The 13,246-nt window shown below is 52.9% G+C and carries 13 protein-coding genes; 2 read left to right on the top strand and 11 right to left on the bottom strand.

Features of this window, described 5'->3' with window-relative positions; genetic code table 11:
- Positions 1–181 precede the first annotated feature (181 nt).
- The 5 genes from artM to C7B16_RS14505 all read right to left on the bottom strand — a co-directional run bounded on the left by artM (position 182) and on the right by C7B16_RS14505 (position 3,783).
- A complete protein-coding gene (gene artM / locus C7B16_RS14525; protein ID WP_000895404.1) occupies positions 182–850 on the bottom strand; it encodes an arginine ABC transporter permease ArtM in 669 nt (222 codons plus the stop codon).
- A complete protein-coding gene (gene artQ, locus C7B16_RS14520) occupies positions 850–1,566 on the bottom strand; it encodes an arginine ABC transporter permease ArtQ (protein WP_001001690.1) in 717 nt (238 codons plus the stop codon). The genes artM and artQ overlap by 1 nt, the downstream gene beginning before the upstream one ends.
- 6 nt (positions 1,567–1,572) lie before the next feature.
- A complete protein-coding gene (artI, locus tag C7B16_RS14515) occupies positions 1,573–2,304 on the bottom strand; it encodes an arginine ABC transporter substrate-binding protein ArtI (protein ID WP_000756581.1) in 732 nt (243 codons plus the stop codon).
- Positions 2,305–2,321: 17 nt separating this feature from the next.
- Positions 2,322–3,050: an arginine ABC transporter ATP-binding protein ArtP gene (artP, locus tag C7B16_RS14510; RefSeq protein WP_000027205.1), complete on the bottom strand. Its 729-nt coding sequence runs from the start codon at positions 3,048–3,050 to the stop codon at positions 2,322–2,324.
- Positions 3,051–3,267: 217 nt separating this feature from the next.
- Positions 3,268–3,783, bottom strand: coding sequence for a lipoprotein (locus C7B16_RS14505; protein WP_107179851.1), 516 nt, complete (start codon positions 3,781–3,783; stop codon positions 3,268–3,270).
- A gap of 125 nt (positions 3,784–3,908) precedes the next feature.
- Between C7B16_RS14505 and C7B16_RS14500 the strand changes: the two genes are divergently transcribed.
- Positions 3,909–4,232: a heavy metal-binding domain-containing protein gene (locus C7B16_RS14500; RefSeq protein ID WP_001160731.1), complete on the top strand. Its 324-nt coding sequence runs from the start codon at positions 3,909–3,911 to the stop codon at positions 4,230–4,232.
- On the top strand, positions 4,229–5,059 hold the full coding sequence (amiD, locus tag C7B16_RS14495; RefSeq protein WP_107179850.1) for an N-acetylmuramoyl-L-alanine amidase AmiD: 831 nt from the start codon (positions 4,229–4,231) through the stop codon (positions 5,057–5,059). The genes C7B16_RS14500 and amiD overlap by 4 nt, the downstream gene beginning before the upstream one ends.
- On the opposite strand, the gene C7B16_RS14490 is transcribed toward amiD, so the two are convergent.
- The 6 genes from C7B16_RS14490 to hcp all read right to left on the bottom strand — a co-directional run bounded on the left by C7B16_RS14490 (position 5,056) and on the right by hcp (position 13,132).
- Complete coding sequence (locus C7B16_RS14490) at positions 5,056–6,069, bottom strand: NAD-dependent epimerase/dehydratase family protein (RefSeq protein ID WP_000866894.1); 1,014 nt, start codon at positions 6,067–6,069, stop codon at positions 5,056–5,058. The genes amiD and C7B16_RS14490 overlap by 4 nt on opposite strands.
- A 100-nt stretch (positions 6,070–6,169) precedes the next feature.
- On the bottom strand, positions 6,170–7,600 hold the full coding sequence (locus C7B16_RS14485) for an SDR family oxidoreductase (protein WP_001136516.1): 1,431 nt from the start codon (positions 7,598–7,600) through the stop codon (positions 6,170–6,172).
- A 10-nt stretch (positions 7,601–7,610) separates the two neighbouring features.
- Positions 7,611–8,612 (bottom strand): low-specificity L-threonine aldolase, encoded by a 1,002-nt coding sequence (gene ltaE, locus C7B16_RS14480; protein WP_000566404.1) that lies wholly within the window; start codon positions 8,610–8,612, stop codon positions 7,611–7,613.
- 36 nt (positions 8,613–8,648) lie between these two features.
- Positions 8,649–10,367 (bottom strand): ubiquinone-dependent pyruvate dehydrogenase, encoded by a 1,719-nt coding sequence (poxB, locus tag C7B16_RS14475; protein WP_000815343.1) that lies wholly within the window; start codon positions 10,365–10,367, stop codon positions 8,649–8,651.
- A gap of 132 nt (positions 10,368–10,499) precedes the next feature.
- A complete protein-coding gene (gene hcr, locus C7B16_RS14470; protein ID WP_001516083.1) occupies positions 10,500–11,468 on the bottom strand; it encodes an NADH oxidoreductase in 969 nt (322 codons plus the stop codon).
- A gap of 11 nt (positions 11,469–11,479) precedes the next feature.
- On the bottom strand, positions 11,480–13,132 hold the full coding sequence (hcp, locus tag C7B16_RS14465; RefSeq protein WP_000458827.1) for a hydroxylamine reductase: 1,653 nt from the start codon (positions 13,130–13,132) through the stop codon (positions 11,480–11,482).
- Positions 13,133–13,246: the final 114 nt, after the last annotated feature.

Raw genomic sequence — 13,246 nt, 5'->3', positions numbered from 1 at the left:
GACGGACAACTTAGTAGGTTGCCCGTCTTCATTATAAGGGTTTATGCAATATGTGGGTTCTGTGCTGGTGTCTGATGCGATGCTTGCGGGTCTTATCAGACCTACAAATTATCCTGCGAATGTAGGCCGGATAAGGCGTTCACGCCGCATCCGGCATTAGCACGTTATCAATGCAGCCACATTAATTCCGGCGCTCGAACGCCAGCGCTTTACGCTCGATCAGGCGCATCATCAACGTCAGCAGGCCGTTAACGATCAGGTAAATAATCCCCGCCGCGCCAAACACCATCACATCGTAGGTGCGTCCGTACAGCAACTGGCTGTATCCCATCACTTCCATCAGCGTAATGGTGTAAGCCAGCGAGGTACTTTTAAACACCAGCACCACTTCGTTGGAATAAGAAGAGAGCGAGCGTTTAAATGCATACGGCAGCAGGATCGCCAGCGTATCTTTTTTACTCATCCCCAGGGCGCTACAGGATTGCCACTGACCTTCCGGGATCGCACGAATTGCTCCGTAAAACAGTTGCGTGGTATACGCGGCACTATTCAGCGATAACGCAATCAGTGCACACAACCACGGTTCCGACAGCAAATGCCACAGCGCCGGATACTCCTGCAACGTCGGGAACTGGCCCGGTCCGTAGTAAATCAGGAAGATCTGCACCAGCAGCGGCGTACCGGTAAACAGCGTGATGTAACCCCGCACCAGCCACACCAGCACCGGTGTTTTCAGCGTCAGGACGATGGTAAAAATTAACGCCAGAATCAGCGCCACAATCAGCGAGGCGACCGTCAGCGTCAGGCTGGTATGCAGCCCTTTCATCAGTTCAGGTAAATACTCAAGCATCAGCCAGGTCTCCGCTCAAAACGTGTCGCGCGCAGATCAATGCGTTTGAGAATGTACTGGCTCAACAGGGTAATCACCAGGTAAATCGCCGCCGCCACAATGTACCAGGTAAATGGTTCCTGGGTACGGGTGGCGATGCTTTTGGTTTGCAGCATTAAATCATTCACACTAATCAAACTGACCAGCGCGGTATCTTTCAGCAGTACCAACCACTGGTTGCCGAGACCAGGCAGCGCATGACGCCACATCTGCGGCATCACCAGACGGAAAAATATAGCCGATTTCGACAGCCCCAGCGCCTGACCAGACTCCCACTGACCCACCGGCACCGCTTTCAGTGCACCGCGCAGGGTTTGCGAGGCATAGGCAGCATACAGCAGGGACAGGGCGATCACCCCGCAGAGGAACGGGCTAACGTCGAAGTTCTCTATGTCCATCTGCACCGGGATCTGTACGAACCCAAGGTTGATGGTGAAGCCATCCGAAAGTGTCAGTAGTAGCTGCGAAGAACCAAAATAGATAAACAGCACTACCAGAATTTCTGGCAGGCCGCGCAGAATCGTTACCAGCGCCGAACCTGCCCACGCGACAGGACGCCATTTTGCTGACTCCCACACCGCGAAGAACATCGCCAGCGCCAGACCGACAATCAATGCACAAACGGCAAGGCCGACGGTCATCCCGGCGGCGCTTGCTAAAGGAAAAAATTCATTCATCAGGAATTACTTCTGGAACCATTTGTTGTAGATGGTTTCGTAAGTGCCATCTTTCTTCACTTTTTCCAGCGCAGCGTTGAATTTCTGCTGCAGTTCAGTGTTGCCCTGACGTACCGCAATACCGAGGCCAGTACCGAAGTAATCTTTATCGGTCACTTTGTCGCCAACTGGTGCCAGTTTGGGATTATTGTTCAGCCATTCGGTTACCACTGCGGTGTCACCGAATACGCCGTCAATACGGCCATTTTGTAGATCCAGTTTCGCGTTCTGGTAGCTGTCATATGGAACAGTGGTGATTTCCGGATGTTTATCCATAATGAATTTCTGGTGCGTCGTCCCGTTCTGCACGCCGACTTTTTTGCCTTTCAGTTGATCAACGCTGGTGTATTTGCCTTGCTGACCAACAAACAGTGCAGAGTTGTCATAGTACGGGGTGGTGAACAGTACCTGTTTTTCACGCTCAGGAGTGATATCCATACCCGCCATAACGGCGTCCACACGACGGAATTTCAGACTCGGGATCAGGCTGTCAAACGCCTGGTTAGAGAAAGTACAGGTCGCATCGATCTCTTTGCACAACGCCTGCGCCAGGTCAACGTCAAACCCGACGATCTGGTTATTCGCATCCATCGATTCAAACGGAGGATAGGATGCTTCGGTAGCAAAACGAATGGTTTCAGCGGCTGTAGCGGAAAGACTAAAACCTGCAATTAACGCGGCAATCAGAACTTTTTTCATTGTCGTTATCCCGAATCTTAGTGAGAGAGATAGTTTTTAAATGCTTCGGTTTGCGGCTCGGTAAAACAGCTCGCGTCGCCTTGCTCTACGATGTGACCGTTTTCCATATACACCACACGGCTGGCGGTTTTACGCGCGACTTCAACTTCGTGGGTGACGATCACCTGGGTAATGTTGGTTTCCGCCAGTTCACGAATGATACTGACGATTTGCGCTGTAATTTCCGGGTCCAGTGCGGCGGTCGGCTCATCAAACAGCAACACCTGCGGTTCCATCATCAGCGCTCGGGCGATAGCAACACGTTGTTGCTGGCCACCAGAAAGGTGCAGTGGATAACGATCGCTATAAGGTTTGAGACGCAGACGTTCCAGCAGTTTTTCTGCACGAGCCAGCGCCTGATCTTTACTCAAGCCGAGTACGCGGCAGGGTGCTTCGATCAAGTTTTGCTGCACGGTGAGATGCGGCCACAGATTGTATTGCTGAAACACCATGCCAACGTTACGACGCAGGTCGCGAATCGCTTTGTCAGACGGTGTTTTGGTGAAATCGAAATGATTGCCTGCAATGTTGAGCGTACCGGAGCGCGGCATCTCAAGCAGATTGAGTACACGCAGCAGCGAGCTTTTCCCCGCGCCGCTGGGGCCAAGTAACACCAGCGTTTCGCCCTGCGGGCAATCCAGCGTGATATCGAACAGCGCCTGATGTGCGCCGTAGAAGCAATTAATGCCGTTTAATTGAATACTCATTGACACTCGTATACTGGCAGTCTGATAGCTATTGAGGTCGAAGATAGTACCTTTGACAGAATAATTATGCAATATTTCTGCTTTAAAAGTTAAAAGCAAAGCACATTATTCACTAAACATAGCACAAAATAACGAGGGTGATGGGCGGCGAGCATAAATGTCGGCATTCCTCGCAGAATGCCGGACAATTTATGGGGGTTATAATCTGATCAAGGGATTAACGGTTCTCAACGGACTGACGTAATGTTCCCGCTTTGGCGTGAACGCTGCCACCTAAATAGCGCACATCATCGATAACCCAACATTGCCCCTCCTGAATCATCAATACTTCATCCTGCCAGCTCTGATCGCCTTGTTTCAGATCTACGCGCAGCGGAATATTGCGCGCATCGCGATTCGGGATGGTCGATGCGCTGGCGACTCGGGCGCTATCAGGCAAGGTAGTACGGCTGGAGAACGGATCGCTGCTTAACAATTCGCGATGGTTGTTATCGCGGTTAGCATCGCTGAGCAGTGCCGCCAGTTTATCGCTCAAATACGGGCGCAGAGCGGTAATGTCGTTACTGCGATGCTGAATACGGTAGTCATAGAATTGCTGAGCCACGCTGTCAGGGCCGCCCTGGACGCAAGAACCTGTGCGAGTGCCATTGTCTTTATAGGCTGGCGTAACGGTGGTACAAGCACTGAGTAACAGTGTGCAAGGGATAAGCATGGTCAATTTGCTGTAGCGCATAATGATTTCCTTATAAGCGAACACCTTGAAAGCGTTCTACGATAATAATGATATCCTTTCAATAATAGCGTATCAGTCCGATAATGCTTTTGAGATCGAAGGCTTAGCAAACAAGGAGATCGGTCATGCAATTTTCCACAACCCCAACACTTGAAGGTCAGACCATCGTTGAATATTGCGGTGTGGTGACGGGCGAAGCGATTTTAGGTGCCAATATTTTTCGCGATTTCTTTGCGGGCATCCGCGATATCGTCGGCGGACGCTCCGGGGCTTACGAAAAAGAACTGCGTAAAGCACGGGAGATTGCGTTTGAAGAGTTAGGCGATCAGGCACGGGCGCTGGGCGCTGACGCAGTGGTCGGCATTGATATCGACTATGAAACGGTCGGGCAAAACGGCAGTATGCTGATGGTCAGCGTCAGCGGAACAGCGGTGAAAACGCGTCGATGAGAAGAATCTTCTGGCTGGTTGCTGCGGTTCTGTTACTGGCAGGGTGCGCAGGAGAAAAAGGAATTGTTGAGAAGGAGGGATACCAGCTCGATACCCGACGTCAGGCACAGGCAGCGTATCCTCGTATCAAAGTGTTGGTGATCCATTACACTGCAGATGACTTCGATTCTTCGCTGGCGACACTGACCGATAAGCAGGTCAGCTCGCATTATCTGGTGCCTGCCGTGCCGCCGCGTTACAACGGCAAACCACGTATCTGGCAACTGGTGCCGGAACAGGAACTGGCCTGGCATGCGGGGATCAGCGCCTGGCGCGGAGCAACACGAATTAACGACACCTCTATTGGTATTGAGTTGGAAAATCGTGGCTGGCAAAAATCGGCGGGGGTGAAATATTTTGCGCCGTTTGAACCGGCGCAGATTCAGGCGCTCATTCCACTGGCGAAAGAGATTATCGCCCGCTATCACATCAAACCAGAGAATGTGGTGGCACATGCGGATATAGCCCCACAGCGCAAGGACGATCCTGGCCCGTTATTTCCGTGGCAGCAACTGGCGCAGCAGGGGATTGGTGCCTGGCCGGATGCATCGCGCGTTAGCTTTTATCTGGCCGGACGCGCACCACACACGCCGGTAGAAACAGCATCGTTACTGGAGCTTTTGGCGCGCTACGGCTATGACGTAAAACCTGAAATGACGCCGCGCGAGCAGCAGCGAGTCATTATAGCGTTTCAGATGCACTTCCGCCCGACGTTATATAACGGCGAAGCGGATGCAGAAACTCAGGCGATTGCCGAAGCCCTACTGGAGAAATACGGCCAGGACTAGCGCGGCAGTTTTCCGTGGTCGCGCAGCCAGGCAGCAGTTTGCTCGATACCTTCATCCAGCGAGATGACCGGCTGATACCCCAGCTCCTCCTGTGCTCGCGTAATATCCAGCGTAAAGTCAAAATTCAACTTGGAGACGCCGTAATGGGTTAGCGGCGGCTCTTTTGCTGACTTGCGTCCTAAACGCTCCATACTGCGGGCAATCATATCCAGCATCGGGTAAGGCACCGAACGGATACGGCAATCAATATTCAGCTCGTCGATCAATTTCTGCACGATACTGCGCAGAGTGCGATGTTCGCCGTTGGTAATGTTATACGCACGACCAGAAGGCAGTTTATCGCACGCTTCCTGGCTCGCCAGCCACATAGCGTGCACCGCATTTTCATAGTAAGTCATATCGACCAGTGCGCTGCCGCCGTGGGGTAACAGGATGCTGCCGTAGTGGTGCATCATATGCGCCAGACGGGGAATAAAGACTTTATCGTGCGGCCCAAACAGGCTTTGTGGGCGCAGAATGGTAAAGCGCGTTTGTGGATTTGTCTGCGAAAGCATATTGATGACCTCTTCACTGGCGGCTTTGCTGCGGGCAAATTCGTTGGCGAAGCGGTGCGGACGAAAATCTTCTTTGATGTCGCGGTGGTGGTGGTAATCGAAGTACAGTGACGGTGAAGAGATATGAATAAAATTACGTACGCCCCAGGCGACAGCCCATTCGCCCAGGCGGCGAGTGGCGCGAACGTTTGCCAGATCGAAAGCCTGCTGCGTTCCCCACGGCGAGGTAAAGCTGGAACAGTGCCACAGCGTATCAATGCCTGCGAGCATTACTTTTGCCTGCGATGAGACCAGTTCAGTCAGATCTGCCTGGACAAACTCTGCGCCTATTTTCTCCAGCAATTTACCCATCGCTTCATTGCGACCGGTCGCTCTTACGCTGATGCCTTTTCGGCATAAAAATTCAACCGCGTTTCGACCTAAGCCGCTGGTGGCGCCGGTAACCAGTACCTTCATATCATTCCACTGTTGTTGATAAAAACGACGTGCGCATTCTTCCGTGATTTCATCCTTGATGCAATGGGAAACATGAAAGAATAACGCAGGTTTTTTTCGATTAATCTGTGCTTTGTTCTGCCAGTCTGGCGATTCGTTTTGCCATCCCGCGAAAAATAAACAGATGTGCGGGGATCATGAACAGCCAGTAAAACAGCCCTGGCATCCCGTGCGGGTGCCAGAAAGCGCGGACATCAATAGTGCGATAGTCGCCTTTATCTTCGAGAGTAAAACAAAGTCGCCCAAGTCCTGGCGCTTTCATACCAAACAATAAGGTAAGTTGTTTTTCAGGCTCGACGACAATCACTTTCCAGCTATCCACCGCATCGCCGGTTTGCAAATATTCTCGCTCGGGGCGACCTTTCGCCAGTTTGTGACCTATTGCGCGGTCCATCAACGCCCGGGTCTGCCACAAAATATTGCCAAAGAAGTAACGTTCTTTACCGCCGATTTGATTCACTACCCGCCATAAAGCCTGAAGGCTGGCGGAGGTTTTAACGGTATAACCCGCCTGTTTGGCGAAATAACCGTATTCTGGTCGCCAGCGGGCAAAGGCCTGAGTGTCATATCCCCAGTCGCTGGAGTTGGCGAGCTTTTCTTCCTCTCTCAACGTGCGACGCACAGCGTCATCAAAAGCGATCAGCGGTTGTGGAATGAGCGCGCGTAAGGCGGTGTCATCCGCCAGCAGATCGTGTTTCAGTCCCTGAATCAACGCACTTGCGGTGGTGGACGGTACGGAGGTAATCACATTGAGAAACCACACCGAAATCCAGCGGGTGGGGAAAGGGATGGGGATTAACCCGCGGTGTTTGCCGCTCACGCTCATAAAATGTTCAAACTGCTGTTGATAGCTGAGCACCTGTGGTCCGGCGGCTTCGAATACCCGATGTTCGCAGGCCGGATGGTCTAACAGCGCCACCAGATAGTGCAGCAGGTTTTCCAGCGCGATGGGTGTGGTACGTGAACGAACCCAGCGCGGTGGTGTTAGCACTGGCAGGTTGTAAACCATATCGCGCATGACTTCGAACGCCGCTGACCCGGCTCCGACGATAATTCCGGCACGCAATTCAGTAACAGGCACATCGGCTTCACGCAAAATATCCGCCGTGGCCTGACGGGCGCGCAGATGATCCGATTGCTCATGGGGCGGAGCCTGCAATGAACTAAGAAAGATGACTTGCTTAACCGGCACTTCACGCAGCGCATCACGGACGTTGAGAGCAACCTGGCGTTCCTGAGCGATAAAATCACCGCCTTCGCCCATGCTGTGCACCAGAAAATAGACGGTATCAACATCTTTTAACAAGGCCGTAAGGTTGTCCGGCCAGCTAAGATCGACTTTATGGCAACTGACATTAGCCAGTTGTAGCTTTGTAAGCCTGTCGACATGACGTGCCGCCGCCAGGATCTGATGCCCTTGCTGGTTGAGTGTGCGCACCAGATGCTGACCAATGTAGCCACTGGCACCGAGAACTAAAATGCGTTGCGGCACGTCTCGCTCCTTAACGCGTCAGGAAAGCGCGCCAGTGGGCGGCGACTTCAGCCAGTTGTTCACGCGAGACGTCGAGATGTGTTACCAGGCGAACAATCGGTGAGGCGTTAATCAGCACGTTTCTCGCTTTCATGTATTCACCCAACGCAGCAGCATTTTCTTCCCCGACGCGAACAAACAGCATATTGGTGTCCTGGCGCATCACATCAGCGCCCGCCTCACGCAGTTGCTCTGCCATCCAGGCGGCATTGTCGTGGTCTTCCTGTAAACGCGCGACGTTATTTTTCAGCGCATACATCCCGGCGGCCGCCAGGATCCCGGACTGACGCATCCCGCCACCGGTCATTTTCCGCCAGCGGATGGCTCGTTTAATGTAATCACGATTGCCTACCAGTAGCGAACCTACCGGCGTACCAAGACCTTTCGACAGACATATGGTGAACGAATCACAATATTGCGTGATCGCTTTCAGTTCGCAGCCATAAGCCACCACGGCGTTAAAGATGCGAGCGCCATCAACGTGCAGCGCCAGATTGCGCTCGCGGGTAAATTCCCATGCCTGTTTCAGGTATTCACGCGGTAGTACTTTGCCGTTGTGGGTGTTTTCCAGACTAAGCAACTTTGTGCGGGCGAAGTGGATATCGTCAGGTTTGATTTTCATCGCCACTTTATCCAATGGCAGCGTGCCGTCGGTAGCCGCATCGATGGGTTGCGGCTGAATGCTGCCCAGCACCGCAGCACCACCGGCTTCAAACAAATAGTTATGTGCTGCCTGACCGACAATATACTCTTCGCCGCGTTCGCAGTGACTGAGCAGAGCGACCAGGTTGGCCTGGGTGCCGGTAGGCAGAAAAATGGCGGCTTCTTTACCGGAAAGCTCTGCCGCGTAGTCCTGCAGAGCATTAACGGTAGGGTCGTCTCCATAAACGTCGTCCCCAACCGGGGCGGCCATCATCGCTTCTAGCATGGCGCGGCTCGGTCGGGTAACGGTATCACTGCGTAAATCAATCATGGCATGTCCTTATTATGACGGGAAATGCCACCCTTTTTACCTTAGCCAGTTTGTTTTCGCCAGTTCGATCACTTCATCACCGCGTCCGCTAATGATCGCCCGCAACATATACAGGCTAAAACCTTTGGCCTGTTCGAGTTTAATCTGCGGTGGGATAGCTAACTCTTCTTTCGCGACGACCACATCCACCAGTACAGGACCGTCGATGGAGAAGGCGCGTTGCAGGGCTTCGTCGATTTCAGCGGCTTTCTCTACGCGGATGCCCGTAATACCGCACGCTTCGGCAATGCGGGCAAAGTTGGTGTCGTGCAGTTCAGTGCCATCTGTCAGGTAACCACCAGCTTTCATCTCCATCGCCACAAAGCCCAGCACGCTGTTGTTAAAGACGATGATTTTCACCGGTAGTTTCATCTGTACCACCGAGAGGAAATCGCCCATTAACATACTAAAACCGCCATCACCGCACATGGCGACTACCTGACGTTCTGGCTCGGTTGCCTGCGCGCCCAGCGCCTGTGGCATGGCGTTAGCCATCGAACCGTGGTTAAACGAACCTAACAAGCGACGCTTACCGTTCATTTTCAGATAACGCGCAGCCCATACCGTTGGTGTGCCGACGTCACAGGTAAAGATGGCATCATCGGCAGCAAAATGGCTAATTTGCTGAGCCAGATATTGCGGGTGAATCGCTTTCTCGCTCGGTTTGGCTAAATCGTCCAGCCCTTTACGGGCATCGCGGTAATCTTCCAGCGCTTTATCCAGGAACTTGCGATCGGTTTTTTCTTCCAGCAATGGCAGAAGTGCTCGCAGGGTTGATTTGATATCGCCCACCAGCGCCATATCCACCTTGCTGTGTGCGCCAATGCTGGCAGGATTGACATCGATCTGAATAATTTTGGCATCGGTCGGGTAGAACGCGCGGTAGGGGAATTGGGTGCCGAGCAGCACTAAAGTGTCGGCATTCATCATGGTATGAAAACCCGATGAGAAACCGATTAAGCCGGTCATTCCGACATCATACGGATTATCGTATTCGACATGTTCTTTACCACGCAGAGCATGGATGATTGGCGCTTTAATTTTCCCGGCAAACTCTACTAACTCTTTATGCGCGCCCGCGCAGCCGCTGCCGCACATCAGTGCAATATTTCTGGAGTAACGCAGTAGTTGCGCCAGCTTGCGTAACTCTTCTTCTTCCGGCGTCACTATTGGCAGTGGCGCGTGATACCAGTGGGTGGTTGCCCCTTCTGGCGCAGGTTTTAACGCCACATCGCCCGGTAAAACGACCACCGAAACGCCACGGTTAAGCACCGCTTTGCGCATGGCGATCGCCAGTACTTGCGGGATCTGCTCCGGGCTGGAAACCAGCTCGCAATAGTGACTACATTCGCGGAATAACTCTTGCGGGTGGGTCTCCTGAAAATAACCGCTACCAATTTCGCTGGAAGGAATATGGGCGGCAATCGCCAGTACCGGAACGTGATTACGATGACAGTCGAACAGGCCGTTGATTAAGTGCAGGTTGCCTGGCCCACACGATCCGGCGCAGACCGCCAGTTCTCCTGAAAGCTGGGCTTCAGCGCCAGCGGCAAAGGCCGCGACCTCTTCATGGCGGGTGGACATCCACTCGATAGTGCCCATACGATTAAGGCTGTCGCTGAGGCCGTTAAGCGAGTCGCCTGTCACTCCCCAGATACGTTTCACCCCAGCCGATTCGAGCGTTTTAGCGATATAAGCTGCAACCGTTTGTTTCATGGTTTTCCGTCTCCTGAATGTGATAACGGTTACAAGTTTAGTTCATCTGACGGAGAGGGAAGGGATGGGAGAAAAAGGAGGCACTAACAGTTAAATTGCCCGATGACAGGAATATCATCGGGCATAATGCGATTACGCGAGAACCATATCTCCCTGCGGATGGCAGGAACAGGCCAGCACGTAACCCTCAGCGATTTCGGCGTCAGTCAGCGTCATGGTGCTGCTCACCGTGTATTCGCCAGAAATTACTTTTGTTTTACAGCAGCCGCAAACACCCGCACGACAGGCGGCGACGACCGGAACTTTATTGCTTTCCAGCGCCTCCAGCAGCGTGGTGCCAACCGGGGCATAAAATTCTTGTGCCGGTTGTAATTTGGTGAATTTCAGACCACTGGTCGCAGCGTCCGCCACCGGCGTGAAGAACTTCTCTTTAAAGAAGCGTGTTACGCCAAGTGCTTTCACTTCCTGTTCCACCCAATCCATATACGGAGCCGGGCCACAGGTCATCACGGTACGCGAAGCCAGGTCAGGAACGCTTTCCAGCAGTTCGCGAGTCAGGCGACCAGCGATAAAGCCCTCGCTGACGTTATTTTCTGCCACCAGCGTCACCGGATAGTTGCGCCATTCGTCGGCAAAAATGACATCCTGCGGTGTGCGCACGTTGTAGATCACCTGTACATCGGCCTGCGGACGATTTTTCGCCAGCCAGCGACGCATCGACATAATTGGTGTGACACCGCAGCCTGCTGCCAGTAACAGGAATTTCTCTTCTGTTTTATCGTCGCAGGTAAATTCCCCCATCGCATCCGAAAGCCAGAGATAGTCACCGCGTTTCACCTCGCGAGTCAGCCACTGGGAGCCGACACCGTCATCAATCCGCCGCACGGTCAGGGTGATGTATTCACTCACGCCTGGCGTGGAGGAAATGGTATACGCACGCAGCGTTTCTGCTGAGTTACGCACGCTGACCAGCGCATATTGCCCGGCGCGATACGGATAGTAATCGTGGCAAATCAGGGAAAGCGTCCACACATCCGGTGTTTCTTGCTTAATGTGATGAACCTGCATCCGCCACGGGCATTGATTCGTTGGCATCGTCATCGATAAACTCCTTACGCGCTCAACAGTTGCTTCATGTCTTCTTCAACAGTGGTGATAGAACGCAGGCCGAATTTCTCATTCAGCACCGCCAGCAGGTCTGGGGTCAGGAAGCCTGGTGCAGTCGGGCCGGTGACGATATTTTTCACGCCCAGAGAAAGCAGCGTCAGCAGAATAACAATTGCCTTCTGTTCAAACCAGGAGAGTACCAGCGAGAGTGGCAGATCGTTGACACCGCAACCCAGTTTTTCTGCCAGGGTGACAGCCAGAATAATCGCTGAGTATGCATCGTTACACTGGCCGGCATCCACCAGACGCGGCAGACCTTCGATATTGCCAAACTCAAGTTTGTTAAAGCGATATTTACCGCAGGCGAGCGTCAGGATCAGGCAGTCATCCGGCACGCTGGTAGCGAAATCGGTGAAATAGTGACGTTCGCCACGGGCACCGTCACAGCCGCCAAGCAGGAAGATATGACGCAGTTTTTCACGGCTCACCAGATCAATCAGCGTATCGGCTGCGCCAAGCAGCGTCTGACGACCAAAACCTACGGTGATCAGATGCGGAATCTCGCTGTACGGGAAGCCCGCCATTTGTTGCGCCTGGGCGATGACCGCAGAGAAATCCTCACCATCCAGATGACGCACGCCCGGCCAGCCAACAATGCTGCGGGTCCAGATACGATCGTCATAAGCGCCGACGGTTGGGTCGATGATGCAGTTAGAGGTCATCACGATAGGGCCAGGGAAGCGAGCGAACTCAACTTGTTGATTCTGCCAGCCACTGCCGTAGTTACCGACCAGATGCTTGAATTTACGCAGCTCCGGGTAGCCGTGAGCAGGCAACATTTCGCCGTGGGTGTAGACGTTAACGCCCGTGCCTTCGGTTTGTTCCAGCAGGTTATAGAGATCTTTGAGATCGTGACCGGAAATCAGAATGCATTTACCCGCTGTAGCTTTGACGTTGACCTGAGTCGGTGTCGGATGACCGTATTTACCGGTTTCGCCTGCATCCAGAATGCTCATCACTTTGAAATTCATCTGGCCGATTTCCATGGAACACTCGAGAAGTGCGTTCATATCGGAAGGCCAGGTTCCCAGCCATGCCATGATTTTATGGTACTGGGCGTAAATATCGTTGTCGTACTGACCGAGAACGTGAGCGTGTTCCATATAGGCCGCCGCACCTTTCAGACCATACAGGCAGAGCAGACGCAGGCCGAGAATATTTTCGCCAATCGTTGCTTTATCTTTATTTGGCGTAAATTCCGCCGCCTGACGTTGCAGTTCACCGAGATCATCGCTCACCAGTTGCAAGTCAGCCATCGGGTTATCGACGCGGGCGTTTGCATCTACTGCCAGGCATTGTGCTTTCAGCGCCTCACGCAGGGCAATCGCTTCACGGGCGTAGCCGACAATACGAGGAGAATCGAAGTTAACGTTAGTCAGCGTTGAGAAAAATGCACGCGGCGCGAAGCTGTCTACGTCGTGGTTGATGATGCCGTATTCACGTGCTTTTACCGCCCAGGCAGAAAGCCCTTGCAGCGCCGCAATCAGTAAGTCCTGAAGGTCAGAGGTTTCCGCCGTTTTACCACACATCCCCTGCGCGTATGAGCAGCCGTTTCCTGCCGGAGTACGGATAGTTTGTTCACATTGCACACAAAACATGATCACACCTTTAAAGTTATATTTAATATACATGTTTAAGGTTAAGACGCTTAACGCGGGGATAAAAGGGATTTTTGTTGCAACTTTAAGGGAGATTGATTTAGCGCAATTTTG

It is taken from the genome of Escherichia sp. 20412-1, assembly GCF_003027595.1.
GTDB classification, from domain to species: Bacteria; Pseudomonadota; Gammaproteobacteria; order Enterobacterales; family Enterobacteriaceae; genus Escherichia; species Escherichia marmotae.
Note: the sequence above shows the minus strand (reverse complement) of the source record. Positions and strands in the feature narration are given on the sequence as shown.